At 39.7% G+C, this 18,353-nt stretch carries 17 protein-coding genes; 5 read left to right on the forward strand and 12 right to left on the reverse strand.

Annotated elements, in window-relative coordinates; all coding sequences use genetic code 11:
• Positions 1–240: 240 nt before the first annotated feature.
• Both HZA38_03270 and HZA38_03275 read right to left on the reverse strand, forming a co-directional pair.
• A complete protein-coding gene (locus HZA38_03270) occupies positions 241–417 on the reverse strand; it encodes a hypothetical protein (GenBank protein ID MBI5414512.1) in 177 nt (58 codons plus the stop codon).
• A 60-nt stretch (positions 418–477) separates the two neighbouring features.
• Positions 478–1,779: an adenylosuccinate synthase gene (locus HZA38_03275; GenBank protein MBI5414513.1), complete on the reverse strand. Its 1,302-nt coding sequence runs from the start codon at positions 1,777–1,779 to the stop codon at positions 478–480.
• Positions 1,780–2,071: 292 nt separating this feature from the next.
• On the opposite strand from HZA38_03275, the gene HZA38_03280 reads away from it, so the two are divergent.
• On the forward strand, positions 2,072–2,578 hold the full coding sequence (locus HZA38_03280) for a peroxiredoxin (protein MBI5414514.1): 507 nt from the start codon (positions 2,072–2,074) through the stop codon (positions 2,576–2,578).
• 41 nt (positions 2,579–2,619) lie between these two features.
• On the opposite strand, the gene HZA38_03285 is transcribed toward HZA38_03280, so the two are convergent.
• From HZA38_03285 to HZA38_03315, 7 genes are all read right to left on the reverse strand, one after another.
• Positions 2,620–3,825: a cysteine desulfurase gene (locus HZA38_03285; GenBank protein MBI5414515.1), complete on the reverse strand. Its 1,206-nt coding sequence runs from the start codon at positions 3,823–3,825 to the stop codon at positions 2,620–2,622.
• Between the two features lie 170 nt (positions 3,826–3,995).
• Positions 3,996–4,532: a SufD family Fe-S cluster assembly protein gene (locus tag HZA38_03290; protein MBI5414516.1), complete on the reverse strand. Its 537-nt coding sequence runs from the start codon at positions 4,530–4,532 to the stop codon at positions 3,996–3,998.
• Between the two features lie 24 nt (positions 4,533–4,556).
• On the reverse strand, positions 4,557–5,996 hold the full coding sequence (gene sufB / locus HZA38_03295; protein MBI5414517.1) for a Fe-S cluster assembly protein SufB: 1,440 nt from the start codon (positions 5,994–5,996) through the stop codon (positions 4,557–4,559).
• A complete protein-coding gene (sufC, locus tag HZA38_03300; protein MBI5414518.1) occupies positions 5,993–6,784 on the reverse strand; it encodes a Fe-S cluster assembly ATPase SufC in 792 nt (263 codons plus the stop codon). The genes sufB and sufC overlap by 4 nt, the downstream gene beginning before the upstream one ends.
• A gap of 183 nt (positions 6,785–6,967) precedes the next feature.
• Positions 6,968–7,330 carry a hypothetical protein gene (locus HZA38_03305; GenBank protein ID MBI5414519.1) on the reverse strand — a complete coding sequence of 121 codons (363 nt, stop codon included), beginning with the start codon at positions 7,328–7,330 and terminating at the stop codon, positions 6,968–6,970.
• Between the two features lie 22 nt (positions 7,331–7,352).
• Positions 7,353–8,288: a 16S rRNA (cytosine(1402)-N(4))-methyltransferase RsmH gene (gene rsmH, locus HZA38_03310; protein MBI5414520.1), complete on the reverse strand. Its 936-nt coding sequence runs from the start codon at positions 8,286–8,288 to the stop codon at positions 7,353–7,355.
• A 261-nt stretch (positions 8,289–8,549) separates the two neighbouring features.
• On the reverse strand, positions 8,550–9,125 hold the full coding sequence (locus tag HZA38_03315; protein MBI5414521.1) for an L-threonylcarbamoyladenylate synthase: 576 nt from the start codon (positions 9,123–9,125) through the stop codon (positions 8,550–8,552).
• Between the two features lie 153 nt (positions 9,126–9,278).
• Here HZA38_03315 and HZA38_03320 point away from each other — a divergent pair, with 153 nt between their 5' ends.
• The 4 genes from HZA38_03320 to HZA38_03335 all read left to right on the forward strand — a co-directional run bounded on the left by HZA38_03320 (position 9,279) and on the right by HZA38_03335 (position 13,554).
• A complete protein-coding gene (locus HZA38_03320) occupies positions 9,279–11,000 on the forward strand; it encodes a DUF2339 domain-containing protein (protein ID MBI5414522.1) in 1,722 nt (573 codons plus the stop codon).
• The gene (locus HZA38_03325) at positions 10,997–12,145 is read left to right on the forward strand and encodes a thrombospondin type 3 repeat-containing protein (GenBank protein MBI5414523.1); all 1,149 of its coding nucleotides are present in this window, start codon (positions 10,997–10,999) and stop codon (positions 12,143–12,145) included. The genes HZA38_03320 and HZA38_03325 overlap by 4 nt, the downstream gene beginning before the upstream one ends.
• Before the next feature lie 162 nt (positions 12,146–12,307).
• A complete protein-coding gene (locus tag HZA38_03330; protein ID MBI5414524.1) occupies positions 12,308–12,790 on the forward strand; it encodes a DedA family protein in 483 nt (160 codons plus the stop codon).
• On the forward strand, positions 12,787–13,554 hold the full coding sequence (locus HZA38_03335; protein MBI5414525.1) for an undecaprenyl-diphosphate phosphatase: 768 nt from the start codon (positions 12,787–12,789) through the stop codon (positions 13,552–13,554). Before HZA38_03330 ends, HZA38_03335 begins: the two co-directional genes overlap by 4 nt.
• A 24-nt stretch (positions 13,555–13,578) precedes the next feature.
• On the opposite strand, the gene HZA38_03340 is transcribed toward HZA38_03335, so the two are convergent.
• From HZA38_03340 to mraY, 3 genes are all read right to left on the reverse strand, one after another.
• Positions 13,579–16,728 (reverse strand): class I tRNA ligase family protein, encoded by a 3,150-nt coding sequence (locus tag HZA38_03340; GenBank protein MBI5414526.1) that lies wholly within the window; start codon positions 16,726–16,728, stop codon positions 13,579–13,581.
• A gap of 162 nt (positions 16,729–16,890) precedes the next feature.
• On the reverse strand, positions 16,891–17,334 hold the full coding sequence (gene smpB, locus HZA38_03345; GenBank protein MBI5414527.1) for an SsrA-binding protein SmpB: 444 nt from the start codon (positions 17,332–17,334) through the stop codon (positions 16,891–16,893).
• A gap of 23 nt (positions 17,335–17,357) precedes the next feature.
• Positions 17,358–18,353, reverse strand: a 996-nt coding sequence (gene mraY, locus HZA38_03350) for a phospho-N-acetylmuramoyl-pentapeptide-transferase (protein ID MBI5414528.1), incomplete at its 5' end; no start/stop codon positions are given.

Raw genomic sequence — 18,353 nt, forward strand, 5'->3', positions numbered from 1 at the left:
ATGCTTTCCTTTTTGTAATATTTTCTGTATTTGTATTTTTTCCTTTTGAGAAAGATGAACGATATATTTTTTCATGCGTATCAAGAAAAATATCGTCCCAAGTATATCACACGAAATTATTTATTGGAAATAATACTAGAATAGTGTCCTCGGTTTCCTCTAAAAGCCTGCGAGCATTCTTCTGTTGAGAATCCTCTGAAAGAAACGCCGCAACAAATACACTGGTATCAAATATTTTCATCAACTGAAATAGATGACTTTGTCAATTTTATTTATGCTTTTTTTGTGAGTTGCCCTTCCGCTTTTTTCCACTATCTTTTGAATGGAAGTTTTTGCAGAAATAGACTGCTTTTTTGATGGGGTAATGCGAGATATATATTTCCCAATAATGCCGATGCTCTGCTGAATTGTTTTCATGCAATGATAAAATGGACACAAGGAGTATACCCATTTTGCTCGAGAAATCAAAACAACACTTTAGCCCATAATCATCGCATCGCGATTCATTCCTACTCCAATATACTTTACCGGAGTGTTTGTAAGCTCTTCGATTTTTTTGATGTACTTTTGAGCATTTTTTGGAAGATCTTCAAATTTTCGACACTTAGAAATATCTTCCTGCCATCCAGACATTTCCAAAATTTCCGGCTCTACTTTTGAGAGAACATCAATACTTGCAGGAAAACTCTTGAGATTTTTTCCTTTGTATTTGTAGCCAGTAATAATTTTTAAAGTAGGAAAATCAGAGAGCACATCAAGTTTCGTAACATTCCAATAATCAACTCCATTCACAAGTGCGCTATAATTCGCTACAGCAATATCGAGCCATCCGCATCGTCTTGGACGTCCTGTTGTCGCACCATATTCTCCTCCAATTTTTCGGAGTTTCTCTCCATCTTCTCCGGTATCTTCACTCGGAAATGGTCCTGAGCCAACTCGAGTCGTATACGCTTTCAAAATGCCGATCACTGATTCAACTTTTGATGGTGCAATTCCAGTTCCACTGCATGCTCCAGCAACGGTGGTATTTGAACTCGTTACAAATGGATACGTTCCAAAATCAATATCGAGATGAGTCCCCTGCGCTCCTTCGACGAGAATGATTTTCCCCTTTCGACGAGTATCGCGAATATATTCGGTCGTGTCAATAATCATATTTTTCAATTTTTCTGAATATCCGCGGTATTCTTCGAGTTGTTTTGCAATATATTCCTCAAATTCTTGCGGATTCTCCTCAAGAAAACCATACATTTCTCCATGACGAGTAATATTTGTCCGAAATTTTTCTGAAAAAGCCTCAAATCCACTCACGAGATCTCCAGCACGAATTCCGATTCGACTCGCTTTATCTGTATATGCTGGACCAATACCGCGTTTTGTTGTCCCTACAGATTGTTTCCCTTTTCGTTCTTCCTGAATACAGTCAATTTTTATGTGATATTCAAAAATAAGATGCGCTCGATCACTCAAAAAAAGCCTTCCGTCGGGCGAAACTCCATAGGACTTGAGATCTTCTATTTCTTGAAAAAGTGTTGGAAGATGTACTACGCAGCCATTTCCAATAATTCCCACCTTTCCCTTATGGAGAAGTCCTGAAGGAATGAGATGGAACACGAATTTTCTCCCTTCAACGTAAATAGTATGTCCCGCATTTGCCCCGCCTGCTGATCTCGCAATAATATCAAATTCTTCTGAGAGAATATCTACAAGTTTCCCCTTTCCTTCATCGCCCCATTGAGCCCCAATTATTACACAAATATTTCCGAGGGAAGATAGCATAGGATGGGAAAAAATCCTGGGAGATTGTGACAGGTTTTTTGCAAAAGATCAAAATCAATTATAGAAAGCACAAAGCACAAAACACAAAGTACAAAACTTAAAAAAGAATTTCATATTTTGTACTTTGTACTTTTAATTTTGTACTTTGTAATTTGACTTTCATAAATAGGACTAATATACTCCTGTTTGCAAATATGAACTTTGCATTTAAAAATTTTTATTATTTTCTATGAATTCTTGTTGTCAGGATGACGATCATGAAGCAGTGCCTTCTCTTGCGTACGTCTCTGGGATGGCTCCAGATTTTGTCGCAAATACATATTTTAAAGGAGAATTCCACGAAGTATCTCTCCACGAATATCTCCGCAAAGAAAAATGGGTGGTGCTTTTCTTTTATCCGCTTGATTTCACCTTTGTCTGCCCGACAGAGATTAAGGAATTCTCAAAAATGGCAAAAGAATTTGAGAAGGAGGGCGCACAAATTCTTGGGGTTTCCGTCGACAGTGAATATTCCCACCAGGCTTGGTGTAAAGGAGATCTAGGAGATTTAGAATTTCCGCTGATTTCTGATTTTAACAAGGAAATTTCTCTGTCGTATGGCGTTTTACATGACGATGGCATGAGCCTCAGAGGAACGTTTATCATCGACCCAAATGGCATTATTCAACATTCCACTATCAATAATTTGCCACTCGGACGAAATGTCGATGAGACACTTCGTACTCTTTGTGCCGCAAAAACAGGAGAACTGTGTCCTGTTGGATGGCAGAAAGGAGGGAAGACGCTCGGGAAAGCGTAGGGGAAATTATAAATTAGTAGAGACGTTGCAATGCAACGTCTCTACTCTCTCGCAAATAAATTTTCCGCTTCCTTCAGCCCTTCCACGAGTTTCTCGACATCTTCCTTCTCGTTGTACATCCAAAAACTCGCGCGAACTGATCCATTTTTCAAATTTAAGAATTGATGAATTGGCTCTGCACAATGGAGTCCACTTCTCACACAAATATTTTTCGTGTCGAGGAATTGCGCGATATCGTGCGGATGAATTTTTGGATGAATACATGAAATCAGCCCTGATCTCATTTCCACATCTTTCGTTCCGAGAATATGAAAATTGGGAAGTTCTTTTTCAAAAAGCTGCAATGCATATTTGAGAAGTTCTTTTTCGTGATCTCGAATTTTTTGGAGTCCGATTCCGTTTAAAAAATCACAGGTAATTCCAAGACCGATGATTTCGGCAATTGCGGGTGTTCCCGCTTCAAATTTTTGCGGCGAACGGAGCATTGTAAATCCTTTTTGAGAAACAGTGTCAACCATATCTCCCCCCAAAAGAAATGGAGGAATCTCTTCGAGGAGTTCTTTCTTGACAAAAAGTCCGCCGGTTCCGCTAGGAGCGCCCATTTTATGACCAGTGAAAAATGCTGCGTCAACTCCAAGCTTGGAGAGATTTATCGGAAAATGCGGAGCGCTTTGACAGATGTCGAGAAAAGTTTTCGCGCGATTTTTTTTTGCCATTTTCACAATTTCTTGGACAGGGAAAATTTGTCCTGTGACGTTTGAAACGTGGGGAAAGGCGACAATTTTTGTTTTTGGAGAAACAGCTTTTGTAAAATTGTCAGGAGAAAAAACTCCTTTTGAGTTTGGCTCTACAAATTTCAAAATGACTTTTCTTTGTTCTCCAATTCTGAGCCACGGAACAAAATTCGCATGATGATCGGCAACCGTGATAATGACTTCATCGCCACTCTGCAGGAATTTTTCACTGAATGATGAAATAAAAAGATTCGCTGCTTCAGTTCCGTTTTTTGTAAACACAATTTCATTTTTTTCGACTCCAAAAAAATTAGAAATTTTTTCTCGCGCTTCATCAAACAGTCTGGTCGCCTCAAGGGAAAGTGCATAAAGTCCGCGATGAATATTTGCATATTTTTTTTCATAGACTTCTCGAACGGCATCAAGCACAACTTTCGGTTTTTGAGCCGAAGCTGCGGAGTCTAAAAAGACGAGGTCCGGAAAGTGAGAAAATATAGGGAAACGTGATTTCATGTGAAAAGATGGAGAATAATTTTGAATTTTGAATTCTAAATTTTGAATTAGTTCTAATTCTAAACAAAAAAACATTCAAACTAATATATCCATTGTAAAAATTAAGATTTAGCGGATCAAGTTATGACTGGAAAAATTCAAAATTCAAAATTTAGAATTCAAAATTATTCTCAGTATTTTAAAAACCCATCCAGCAGCAACTTCTTTCCCTCCTCTCGATTTATCCCTCTGCTTTCGAGGTAAAAATACATTTCTTCGTCAAAAGGAGTAATTGATGCTGAGTGGCTTGCTTCAGCCACATTTTCTGTCTCTACCCGTAAAATTGGAAGCGCTTTTACGGTCGCGTTTGGAGAAAGAAGCACCACTTTCTCTCGAAGGGTAACTGCTCCTTCTTTCGAATTCTTCGTAAGAATTCCGTTCCCGCTGAGTTCAAGAAAAGAATTTCCATCGGCAACGCCTTTCAGATCAAGAGATGCTGTCTGTGAGCTTCCTTTGCAATGAACAAAAATTTTCCATTCTTTTTTATCGCTTTTCTGTGTCGTGAGGATTCCTCGAATATACACTTTTGCATTATTACCATCCAGAAAAATGTGGAGCTCAAAATTACGAGATCCAGAAAGAGTGTCCGAAAGGAAAATTTCACTTTCTTCGTCTTGTAAAAGTTTTATCGTTTTTTCTCCCGATGGTGATTCGAATTTAAAATTCAAAATTCAAAATTTAAAATTTAAAATTTACCCTACCGATCCCTCCATTTCCATTTCAATCAGCCGATTGAGTTCTACCGCATATTCGAGTGGCAAAGTTTTAATAATTTCTTCCAAAAATCCATTCATAATAATTCCCTTTGCTTCCTCTTCCGTCAGCCCGCGTGATTCCAAATAAAAAAGAACTTCTTCTGAAATTTTTCCGGCGCTTGCTTCATGTGTTATGCTTGCGTTTTCTGATGCATTTTTAATTGTTGGGACGGTATCGCTCGTCGATTTCCCAAAGAGAAGGGCATCACACTCTATATTTACCATCGCATTTTTTGCTGTTTTTTTTACATCCACAAGTCCACGGTACGTCGAAATGCCTCCTGCCTTTGAAATACTTTTTGAAATAACAGAGGCTTTTGTATTTTCCCCAATAAGAATAACTTTGGCTCCTGTGTCCTGATTTTGCCCATTTCCAGCAACTGCAATACTCAAATGTTCCGCACGAGAATTTTTTCCAACGAGCAGCGAACACGGATAGAGCATTGTTGCCTGAGATCCCATATTCCCTCCTATCCACTCCATCCTAGCATTTTCTGAAACGAGGGCGCGTTTTGTGTTGAGATTGAACGTATCTTTTGACCAATTTTCCACTGAAGAATATCGAAACTTAGAATTTTTTCCGACAAATACTTCTACAAGACCTGCATGGAGAGCATTTGAGCCGTATTTCGGGGCGGAACAGCCTTCAATATACTGCGCTTCCGCACCATCTTCCAAAATAATGAGTGTATGTTCAAATTGTCCCATTCCTTCAGCATTCATTCGAAAATAGGCTTGCATTGGCCTCAAAACTTTCACTCCACTCGGAACATAGAGAAATGTGCCACCAGAAAAAACGGCACCATGGAGAGCGGCAAATTTATGATCGGTAGAGGGAACACACTTCATGAAATATTTTTGCACTTTGTCTGGATACTTCCTCAGAGCAACATCAAAATCCTCAAAAATTACGCCCATTTTTGCCCATTCTTCTTGAAGATTGTGGTATACGTTTTCGCTTTCATACTGAGCCCCAACACCCGCAAGCATTGCGCGCTCGGCCTCAGGAATTTTGAGACGATCAAATGTCTTTTTTATTTCTGGATCTACCTCCTCCCAAGTTTTTGCATGTTTTTTCTTCCCGAGTGGAGCGTAATAACAGATGTTCTCATAGTTGAGAGAGGAAAGATCGACTCCCCACGTGGGATTTGGCGCTTTCAGAAAATATTTGAGGGATATTAAACGATGCTCAAGCATCCACCTAGGTTCGTGTTTATCAGCAGAAATCTTTCTCACAAGTTTTTCGGAAAGACCTCGAGAAAGTCCCTTCATGTAGGGCGTCGAATTATGAGAGTCGAGATCTGATCTTGTAAGCGTTGAAAAATCAATTTCGACTTTCTGTGATTTTGCCGGCTTTGATTCGCGAAGTGAAGTCATGAAGAGACTGAAGATGGCGCGGGAATATTCCAAGATTCTTCAACGCAATTTTTACACGCGTTAAATACCGCAAATCCTTTCGATCGTGCTTTTGCTGCGATTTCTTCTCCTCCTGATGCCACAATACGCCCATCGCAAAAAATATGAATTTTCGTAGGATGGAGCTCGGTAATAACCTTTTCTGAATGAGTAACAAGGATGACGCTTTTTATTCCATTACTTATAAAAGTGCGAATCCCATCGCAAATGTTTTTCATCGCGTCAAAATCAAGTCCTGAATCAATTTCATCCAAGAAAGCGAGTTTTGCTCCAAGCATGAAAAGCGACACGATTTCCATTTTTTTCCGTTCTCCTCCGGATGCTCCTTCGTTCATATGACGCTTCGAAAAATCAGGAGAAAGTCTCATCGTATCTAAATGTGAACGAAGGGCTTTTCGAAAGGCGATAATGTTCTGAGGCTTTTCCATGGAATTCGTTTTTTGTGCAGCCCGCAGAATTTCCTCAGCAGAAACTCCGGAAATAGCCGGAGGAGTTTGATGTGAAAGAAAGATTCCTGCCCGTGCAACTTCTGAAGTAGAGAGATCCATAAGATTTCTTTTTTCGAACAAAATTTTCCCTTTTGTAACATGATAATTTGAATGCCGTAAAAGCACTTTCCCGAGTGTGGATTTTCCACTTCCATTTGGTCCGTAAATAACATGAAACTCTCCGGGGTGAACTGTAAGATTTACACCTTTAAGAATAGGAATTTCTTCGTATTTCGCCTGAAGATTTTCTATGAAAAGCATATTTTTGTAAGCGGACAAATTTTATCTTTTTTAAGAATATCATGTGCCAGGAAAAGAACAAACAAAAAAGCAATAGGCAGTAAGCAATAGGTATTCTAAAAATTAGGCTTACTGCTGATTGCTTACAACTTACTGCTTTCCAATTGAAAAAAATATTCGCAATATTTCTAAAGCAAATCGGTATTATTTATTCGTTCTCGCAACGACAATGTCATCCCTGATAAAGAGAAGCTCTTTATTTTTGACATCTCTCATTTTCTGAATTTTTGGATTTCCTTCAAGGGCTACGAGCGCTTCCCTCTGTGAAAGAAGCATAGCAACTACCTCATTTGCTCGTACGAGTTCTGCATGTTTTTCCTGAAGAATACGGAGATGATAATCCTGCGTTGCCTTTTCGTTTGCATAAAAAAGATACAAGAGAGAAATGCCTGCAAGTACGAGCCCAATAACAACAAGGACCGTCGTGATGCCAACCTCGACGCGTTCTGAAAGCGGTCTTCTTCTCAGCATTCTCTGGGGATGTAGCAAAAGAGCTGATGTGCTCATAATGTTTCGTGGGAGGAAAAGTTTATAGAACTTTCTCAGCGACTCTCAATCGGGCTGAACGTGCTCTTGGATTTTTTTCTGATTCTTGCCTGGAGGGGAGTATACATTTTCTCGTAATCAACTTCAATGGTGCTTTTGACATTTTTTCGTTGACTTTTGATGGGTATTTCTGGTTTTTCTCCTTTTCACTTTGTGAATTAAAAAATGTCTTCACAATGCGATCTTCAAGCGAATGGAATGAAATGACGGCAATCCTCCCAGACGGTTCTAAAAAAGGAAGAGTTTCGGGAAGCACTTTTTCTAAATATTCAAGCTCATGATTCACGGCAATTCTGAGGGCCTGAAAAATGAGTGCCACTGTGTGTTTCTCGCCTTTTGGGTCATGAGGAGATGCATGTGCTGAAATAAAATCCGCAAGTTCTCCAGTGGTAGAAAAAGGGCGAACACTCCTTTGTTCTGTGATTTTTCTGCCATAGAACCCTGAACGTTTGACTTCGCCATATTTCCAAAAAATATGAGCGAGTGCTTCTTCTGAAAAAGTATTGAGGATCAATGCTGCGGTTTCCTTGGTATGCTCCGGATCCATTCTCATATCGAGCGGTCCGTTTAAACGGAGAGAAAATCCCCTTTCTGCCTCATCGAGATGAAGTGAGGAAATGCCGAGATCAAATAAAACTCCGTTGATGCGTGGTATTTTGAGTTCCCGAAGAACTTCAGCGAAATGGATAAAATTCTTGGGAACAAAATCCACACGATCTTTAAAATCCTTGAGGACATTCTTTGCGATGGAAAGATTCCTGGGATCCTGTTCGAATCCGATGAGTTTTCCATGCGGAGCAGTTCTCACAAGTATTTCCTTTGCATGACCTCCTAGGCCGAGCGTTGCATCAACAAATGTTTGATTCTCCTCAGGACGTAAATATTCTATAACCTCCTGAAGTAAGACAGGAATATGCATGTTCAATTGAGAGATGCTGTAAAAGAACTGAAAAATGTGAGTATTTTGTGGATAATTTGTGGATAATTTTTGTGATCTATCCCATCCAAAAATATCGTTTTGCATTGTGCCAAACTTACTCTATGCGCGTCAACAATTTTATAATTATTGATAAAAAAGCCGCGCACATTTTGTATACATCAAATTCGAGCAAAGCTCAAAAGAAGCCATTTTTTGATTTGGAAAAAACGGGTTTTCAAAACAAAAAATTATTGTACAATATTATCGAACACGAACTAATTTTGTGTTCTCAGATTTCCAGATTTCCGACTGGGGTTTTGGAGATAAATTACCAAAGCTTGTAAAGAAAATTTTATGATCATGAAACTTGTTTTGAATTTCTTTTTCTGAGAAGAGCGGTGCTTCTCCTGAGATATTTGCACTCGTAGAAATTAATGGCTTTCCCCAGAGAGAAAGGAATTCACGAATACGAAAATCACACGGAACCCGAATCCCTATCTCGGGAAATTCACGGAAAAATTCATGAAGTACAGGTTTTTTGTGAACGAGAATGGTAGTTGGAATTTCTGTTTTTTCCCATCGTTCTATTGCAAATTTTCTCATTTCCTCTGAAAATTCTCCATATTTTTCTGCCATTTCCATGTCGGCAACAAGAAGAAGGAATGGTTTCTTTTCATCTCTTTTTTTTATTCTTTGAATGTGCCGAATTGCTTCTAAAGAAAATGGATCAGCAGAGAAGCCAAAACTGGTATCGCTTGGAAAAACGAAAACTTCTCCGGCATTCAGCTTTTCGATAATTTCTGGGAATTTTTCTGGAATGAAGGGAATGAATTTCATCTGTGTTCTTAATAAAAATTTAGGGGAATTCCTGACCGATCAACTCTTATTTTAAAGAATATTTTGAGGAGAGTCACTCTTTGAAAGATAAGAAAGAAATAGATTTTTAATTTTTTTTTCGATATTCTTTCCGTAAGACTTTTTTTAATCTCAATGGAAACCATTTTCTTTATCGTTCTTCTCCTCATGGGGGTGTATTTTGAGAAGAGAATTTCGAAGTTGGAGAAATCATTTCAAGAGAGTTTGAGAGAAAGCGAGAAGAAGAATGAAGACCATAAAGAAGTGACTCATCTTCCTGAAGTTTCTTTCAATAAAAACGGTATTGAACATGACCATCTACCAGAAAAAACTTCATCGCGTTTTGTAGAGTGGCTTGTAACCGATTGGATCATGAAGCTCGGAGCCCTTCTCATTCTCCTTGGCTTTGCATGGTTAACGAGTTACGCATTTCTGAATAATTGGATTGGTCCAATGGGAAGAATTACTTTTGGAATTTTGTCGGGGGCGATAATACTCCTTCTCGGAGAATTGCGTATTCGGAAATTTCATTCACAAGGCGTCATATTGCTCTCTCTGGGGGCAACAACAATTCATCTCTCAATGTTTGCTGCGCGTGAACTTTATGACTTTTTCACGCCATCTATTGCTCTTTTGGTCATGGCACTTCCTGTTATTTTCCTTGCAACTTTAAGCGTAAAACACAAAAGTCTTTCGCTCGCTATTTTAGGTCTTGTCCTTGGCGCTATCGCCCCACTTCTGACAAATGCTTCTCCTGAGGGAATTCTGGGGATTTATACGTATCTTTTTCTCATTATTGCAGGAACTTTTCTTGTCACACTCCTCACAGAGTGGCGAATTCTCACCTTTCTGTCACTCATAATTATGAGTGTATACAGCGTTCCTTATTTTTTGGAAGGGCTTTTCTTTTCCGGAGGCTCTCTTTCTAAAGGCGACGTTTTCTCCGCACAAATATTTACATTGCTCTTTGGGGGGATTTTTTACGTAGCGAGTCTTATTAGCATTTTTCGTTCCAAAAAAACGCTTTCTGCTGATATCTTCTCCATTGGATGGAATGCCCTCTATGTCCTTGCATGGATTCAAACGGCCTTCTCTGATGAGTGGAAAAGTCTTATTACATCGGTCGTTGCTCTTATTTTTATGATGGGTGCGTACATTCTCCTGCGATCTGCTCAACTAAAAACATCTATTTATACTTATGGTACAGCTGCTTTCATGATGATTGCTGCTGCGACTGCATTTGAACTTTCTGGTCCAGCACTCCTCATCGCCTATACTTTGGAAGCCGGAATCATCCCGATAATTGTTTTTCTCATTATGAAAAACAATGATGATGCACAAAAGAGCGCTCTTCTCCTGGCACTCTCCTTGTATTTTTCAGGAGAACACATTACTTCTTTTCAGTGGCGAACGGGAGTGTTTCATGGAGATTCTGCCGTATTGCTTACGATAATCATCGTTTTCAGCGGATTATTTGTATTTTTTTCTTCTCAAAAATATACATTTCCAAAATGGTTTTTGAATCTTCTTTTGGGCATTAGTGGTCTCTATGGCTTGATATTTATTTGGCTCAGTGTTCATGCAGGGATGGAAAATGAGACCATTGCTCAAGCGACAGTTCTCACCATTTATACACTCCTTGGAATCGGACTCTATCTCGCGGGGAGAAATATGCTCAGCAAATTCATCCGATATGGTGGAGGTGCACTCGTTGGATTTGTTGTCCTCCATCTTCTCTTTGTAGAAATCTGGGAAATGAGCCTTGCTGGTAGAATTATTACTTTTTTTCTCATCGGAATCCTGCTCATGAGCACGGCTCTTCTCGAGAGAAAGTCTTCTCATCCTTCATCCATATGAAAAAAAATATTTTTGTTACTGTGTTTTTTTTGACATTTTTTGGGATTATTCTTCCCCAAAGTACATCTGGAGAAGCTCTGAAAGAGAAATATTCTCTCCTCTCTTCTTTTCGCTCATTTATGGAAATTGTTCCTCGAGAAAGTGGAGTTCCTCAGGTCATTGAAATTCCTCTGCCTCATGGTTCGTTTCTAGGAAATGATATCGCGGTTTTAGAAAAGGAAACCGGAAGTTTTGAACCATGGTATCTCAAAAGAGCCGAAAAAAATCCATTTTCTCAAAGCACGATAACATCCAATCAGCAGAGAGGAAGTGCTGAATATTTGAGAGATAATAATATCGACACCTATGCCGAATATATACTTCCCGAAAGCGGAGAAAAGGGGACTGCAGAAATCATTGTTACATCGCCAATTCCAATCGAAGCTTCTCTCCTGACAATAGAGCTTGATGCATACGTTGCACTTCCTTTCACGATAGAAATCCTCTCATTAGAAAAGGGAACTCCAGAAGTTGTATATGCAAAATCATATTTAAGAGAAAGAAGCGTGTATTTCCCAAAAACAGCAAGCAGATCATGGAGAATAATATTTCAGTATATTCAACCACTTCGAATCACCGAATTTGATCTTTCCGATTCTTCGAATGAAGAGACCCTCAAAGGTCTTCGTTTTCTTACGAGACCAAAAATGACCTATGAAGTGTATTTTGATGCCGATGTCCCGACACATATTGTCACGAGAGAATCAGGGAATTTGGCTGATGATTCGGGAGTTCTCAAAATTTCCTCACCTTCTATAATCCCAAATCCCCTCTATAAAAAAGCTGATAGCGACCTGGATGACATTCCTAACGAAATGGATAATTGCGTAGATATTTCGAACAACGATCAGAAAGATGAAGATTCTAACGGAAGAGGTGATGTTTGTGATGATTATGATCGAGATGGTCTTATCAATGCCGAGGACAACTGTCAGGATTATCCCAATAGAGATCAAAATGATACCGATGCAGATGGTATTGGTGACATCTGTGATACTGCTGAGAGTCGCATAACGGAACGCCTCCCATGGCTTCCGTGGGCAGGAATAATTGTAACTGGCGGAATTATTGGCAGTATGCTCTTTTTTACACTCAGAAAACCGTGAGGACTTTCTGCGTGAAAGGCTTTTGATTGCTTCTCCTACATTGGAAAAAATGAGTCGAAAGCTCCTCTTCTGGGTTCACGACATTTGTCTTTTTCTCTTTGAAATTTCTTCCGCCAAACTCAAAATCATGCGACACTATGGGCGCTTTTTTCTGGTGCGAAAATGTTTACTTTTCTCATTGAATGGGCAAAAAATCAGGCGATTGAGCACGGGCTGTGGTTTCTGTTTGTGTTTTCTTTCACCGAGAGTGTCATTCAGCCAATCCCAGTAGAACCTGTTCTCCTTGCTCTTTCTCTCGTTCACACAGGATCGCCTCTCACACTCATCTTGGTCAGTACTCTTTCTTCCATTTTAGGAGCTTCTTTTGGGTATTTTCTCGGGAAAAAATATGGGCATCCTGCTTTTTTGTTTGTATTTCGAAAACATGGGAAAAAATGGATGGAGAGTGGTGAGAAGTTTTTTGAGAAATGGGGAATCTGGGCAGTTTTTCTCTGTGCTTTCACACCGATTCCGTTTAAAGCCGCCGCATGGCTTTCTGGAATTTTTGAAATGAAATTTCTCCCATTTGTGGCAATGGCGATATTTGGAAGAACGCTTCGATTTGGCATGGTGGTATATGGCATCGATCTTTTTCTTTCTGCATGAATGTTTTTGAAAAAATAATTCTTGGCATTGTTCAAGGGCTTACTGAATTTCTTCCGGTGTCTTCTTCAGGACATCTTTTTCTTTTTGAAGAAGTGATTTTTAAAAAATCTGTTGATCTTCCGTTTGATGTCTTTCTCCATATCGCAACGCTTTTCGCAGTTCTTATTTTTTTTCGGAAAAAACTCTGGGAACTCAGTCATGGTTTTTTTCAAGCGAGAGGAACTTCTGAACGAATTTTTGTCGGGAAGCTCGCGCTCGCAACCCTTGTTACTGTTCCCATAGCACTCACGATAGAACCATATATTCGGAATGGTGAACCTCCAAAAATTATCGCACTAGAACTTATTATTACGGGAATTTGTATTCTCCTCGCTGAATTTTTTTCTCCAAAAAGCATTCGCGAATTTTCATGGAAAATGGCTTTCCTCGTGGGAATTTTTCAGGGAATTGCCGCATTCGCTGGAATTTCTCGATCAGGAATTACCATCGCATTTCTTCTGCTTGCTGGTGGAGAGCGAAAAAAATCAGTAGAGATTTCCTTTCTTCTTTCTATTCCTGTTATTTTTGGAGCCTTTATTTTTGAATTTCCAAAAATATATAGTGCGATATCTCTGAATATTAATGAATTTCTTTGGGGAGGAATTTTCGCGTTTTTCTCAGCATTTTTCGCAATCTGGGGAATGATGCGATACATTCAAAAATATTGGAAATGGTTTTCCGTATGGTGCTTTGCGGTTGCGGGAGCTCTCCTGTTTTTTGGCTAGCGAAAATGCCAGTGTTTCCTAGGGCTATCGCTTTATTTCCGCCCTGAGTACTTCAATCTTCGCTGTGCACTGTTCGTATTCTGTTCTCGTCTCTTCAACCAAGTGTTTTGGTGCATTTTCGACGTATTTTTTATTTCCAAGACGCAGAGTAAGAATTGCGAGTTTTGCCTCAACTTCTTGTATCTCTTTTCTGAGACGATTTTCTTCATGTTCATGGCTTATGGCTCCTTCAAAAGAAATGAATATTTTGGTTCCAGCCATAAACCCAGAAATTCCTTTTCGAGAAGTTGGTTTTGCATAGGAAACATTCTGAATACGAGCGAGAAACTTGAGAAGATGCTCATTTTCCTCAAGGATTTTCTTATTTTTCCCAGAAAAGTGTACGGATATTTTTTGAGCGGGATCAATTCCTTTTTCATTTCTGAGCGAACGAATTTTGGTAACAATATTTTGGAGAACAAGAAAATTCTTTTCGGCCTGAAGATTGATATATTTTCGCTGAGCTTTCGGCCATTCTGAAATGACAAGAAGGTCAGTGTTCCCCATTTCTTCCCAAATTTTTTCGGTGACGAATGGCGTATAAGGGTGGAGGAGTTTTACGAGAATGCTGAGAACTTCACGAAGAACGAAGAGTGTGTTTTCCGAAACGCCGACCTTTGCAGACTCGAGCGCCCAGTCGGCAAGCTCTGTCCATGAAAATTGATAGAGCGCATTTCCCACTTCACCATATCGATGACGATTTAGCCCATCAGTAACTTCAGAAATAAGGCGATGTACACGTGAGAGAATCCATTTTTCGAGAAGAGTTTTTGGCTTCGGTGCATTTCCTTTTTTTTGCTTTCCTTTTCCTTCCTCTTCTTTCATGAGAATAAATCTCGCCACATTCCAAAGTTTATTTGCAAAATTGCGATACGCTTCTACTTTTTTTTCTCCGAGATTAATCGGATTTCCTGCGGTCGTTCCGACAATCATCGACATGCGGAGCGCATCTGTTCCAAATTTCTCAATCATGAGAAGTGGATCAATTCCATTTCCTTTCGACTTTGACATTTTTTGTCCCTTTTCATCACATACGAGTCCATGGAGATAAACGGTGTGGAATGGTGCTTTTCCGGTCGCGAAAAGTGAAAACATAATCATACGAGCCACCCAGAAAAAGAGAATATCGTGACCTGTTTCCAGAATTGAAGCGGGGAAAAACTCTTGAAAATCTGGATGTGTTTCATCTGGCCATCCAACAGTAGAAAATGGCCAAAGTGCAGCAGAAAACCAGGTGTCGAGGGTATCCTGATCACGCATGAGATTTTTCTCTTTGGGGGAAATAAGAAGTGTTGTTTCCCAGATATCAAGATTGCCGATTCTTGGTGCCCTTCTTTGAATGTATTCCGAAAAATACTCAGGGAGAACGCCGTCACGAACGGCAAAAATCAGAGCAGTAAATACTCCATGTCCAATAAAGAGAATTTCTCCATCATTTGGCGTCAGATTTTCCACTTTTTCCCAGAATTTTTTTGCTCTGGATTCGAGTTCTTTGAGGCTCTCCCCTTCGCCACTTTGCTCCATCCGTTCTAGGAGGGAAACTCCGGCCTCTCTTACTGTTCCAGAAAGGTTTCCGGCACGTACTTCACGGAGTTCTTCCCATACCTCAACAGGAATATTGAGCGTTTTCCCAAGAATTTCTGCTGTGCTTTTCGAACGAAGCAGTGGAGATGCAATAATTTTTTTGATATTTCGAGAAATTTTGAATTTTTTCGCAAAAATTTCTGCTTCTTTTTTTCCTTTTTCGGTAAGAGGTGCATCGTGCTCAGCAGCGAGAAGGTTTTTTGCATTATATTCGGACTCTCCATGCCTCACAAAAAGAAGTTTTTGCTTCTCAGCAAGATGTATTTTCCCATTCGGATCATACCAAGCAGGGATTTGATGCCCCCACCAAATTTGGCGGGAAATACACCAATCCCTCAAATTATCGATCCAATGAAAATAAATTTTCTCAAAACGTTTTGGGATTAGTGTCACATACCCTTTCCGGACAGCGTCAGCAGTAAGTTTTTTCAGCGTTGTTTTCTTTTTGAACGCCGGATGGAGAAATTCTTTTTGAACATCGACAAACCACTGTTTTGAAATCATCGGCTCTACAACGGTTCCTGTACGGTAACACAGTGGAACGCGATGCATATATTTTTCTTCTTTTACAATGAGCCCTTTTTTTCTCATGATTTCTACTGACTTTTTCCTGGCTTCCGCCACCGTCATCTGAGCACATGGTCCTGCGATTTTTGTCATTCTCCCATCGAAACCAATTTTTTGCAGATACAGAAGATGATGCCGTTTTGCTATTTCAAAATCATTCGAATCATGGGCAGGAGAAATGGTCATGGCTCCTGTTCCAAATTTCGGATCGATGTGATTGTCGGCAAGAACATAAAATTTTCGTTTTCCCGCATATGTCTCATATTCAAATTCTTTCCCAATAAGTTTTTTATACCGCTTGTCCTTTGGATTTACCACTACTGGAGAATCCGCACATTTTGTTTCCGGACGAACGGTCCCAATGACGAATTCACCACATCGAATATGATAGAAAGTTTCCTCTCGCTCTTCCCACACCAGTTCATCGTCAGAAAGCACACTCTGTGCTCCTACTGACCAGTTAATCATCCGATGTCCTTGATAGATGAGACCTGCCTTAAAGAGATCGGTAAAAATCGTATTCACTGCGTTTGAAAGACCAAGATCCATAGTGAAACGTTCTCTGCTAAAGTCGCAAGAAGCTCCCATTTTTTGGACTTGATTCGTAATGATGTCATGAGAGGCGTTGCTCCATTTCCAGCATTCCTTCAGAAAATCTTTTCGCGAAATCTCTTTATCACGATTCTGAATTCCGAGATTTTTGAGCACTACTGTCTCAGTAGCAATTGCCGCGTGATCCGTTCCAGGAAGCCATAAAACTGCATCTCCTTTCATGCGATGATATCGACATATGATGTCTTCCACTACGAGCATTTCGGCATGCCCCAGATGGAGCGTTCCTGTAACATTTGGAGGAGGAAGAGGGATTACAAAAGGTTTCCCCGTTCGTGAAGCTTTAAGAAGTGGCGCAATAAACACGCCGGCATCATTCCATTTCTTATGGATCGTCTCTTCGTGCTTTTTGGGTTCGTAGGCTTTGTCCATAATTTCAAAAAAAATCAAAAAGATTATAAAGAAAAACGAAGGAATTGTCAGTAAGTCAGTAGGTAAGTAAGTAAGTGAATAAGTGAACCAGTGAAGCATTAAAATTCTTAGAGAAGAAAGGACATTCGTCATTCGTCATTCGTAATTCGTAATTCGTAATTTCTACCGTGCTTTTATTTTCTGCTCTATTTCTCGTTCCATGTCGCGTTTTTTAATGGTCTCTCGCTTATCATATTTTTTCTTTCCCCTCGCAAGGGCAATGTCCATTTTCGCGAAACCATTTTTTATAAATAGCACAAGGGGAATAACTGTTCCGCCATCCTCATTCAATGCCTTTTCAATTTCACGAATTTCTTTTTTTTTGAGAAGAAGCTTTCGATCACGAAGCTCTCCGGGAAGCTCCCCCGAAGCAAATCTCCAATGTTTAATAAAGCCATTTTTCCAGTAGACTTCATTATTTCTCATGCTCACATAGCTTCCACTCAAGTTCACATTTTTTTCACGAATACTTTTTATTTCAGATCCGAAGAGATGAAGCCCCGCTTCAAAGCGCTTCAAAATTTCATAATCAAAAAAAGCCTTTTTATTTTTTGCGATGATCTGCATGAAAAATTTTCAGGAATGAAACATTAAAAATTCTCTTGGGGGATTTCCCTCTGAAGCTCGGATTCCATATTTTTCGCTTTAAGCTGATCTTTTGTCCCAATACCAATGAGTCCAATAATAAGAGCAATTACGGCAAACATGGTTCCAATAATCCAAAATCTCATGACAATTTGTGATTCTGTCCACCCTATATGTTCAAAATGATGATGAAGTGGGGCAACATGAAAAAGCTTTTTCCCATTGCGGAATTTTTTCGAAAGAAGTTGAAAAATGACCGAAAGTGTTTCGATAACAAAAATAATACCTACCAGCGGCAAAAGCAGTGCGGAATCAATCATCATTGCAATAACGCCGAGCGTTGCGCCAAGAGCAAGTGACCCGGTATCACCCATAAAATATTTTGCCGGAGGAATATTGTGCCACAAAAATGCTGCAATCGCGCCAATGACAACTCCGCAAAATATTGCAAGAAATGTGAATCCTTGCGCATATGCAATCGCCACAAAAGTGGCATAAGCGATGATAAGAAGTCCCCCTGCAAGTCCATCAAGTCCATCGGTAATATTCACGGCATTTGCAGTGGAAACAATCACCAAAATAAAAAGAGGAATATACCAAAAACCAATTTCAAAATCTCCAACGCCCGGAACGTGAATCGAAGAATACTCGAGCTTAAATGCGAACCAAAGGGCTCCCATGGTGGCAAAAAGAAGAGTGAAAAGAAATTTAGGAAGCGCTTCAAGCCCTCTTTTTTTTCCAATGCCACGAACATTCAAAAAATCATCAACCCCTCCGAGAATTCCCATGGTAAGCAGAGTAAAAATAGGGAGATATACTTCTCCTCTTTGGAGAATGGATTTCTCAATCACTCCTGTGAAAGACAGAAATCTTGAAAAAAGAATCACTCCGAGAGTTGTTCCCCAAATGAGGACACCTCCCATAGTTGGAGTCCCTTCTTTTCCCAGATGGAGTGCGCGATAAACTTTCGCTACTTTTCCATCAATACTGTCATCGCGAAT

Source organism: Candidatus Peregrinibacteria bacterium, from assembly GCA_016220175.1.
In the GTDB taxonomy this organism is placed as follows: Bacteria; Patescibacteriota; Gracilibacteria; order CAIRYL01; family CAIRYL01; genus JACRHZ01.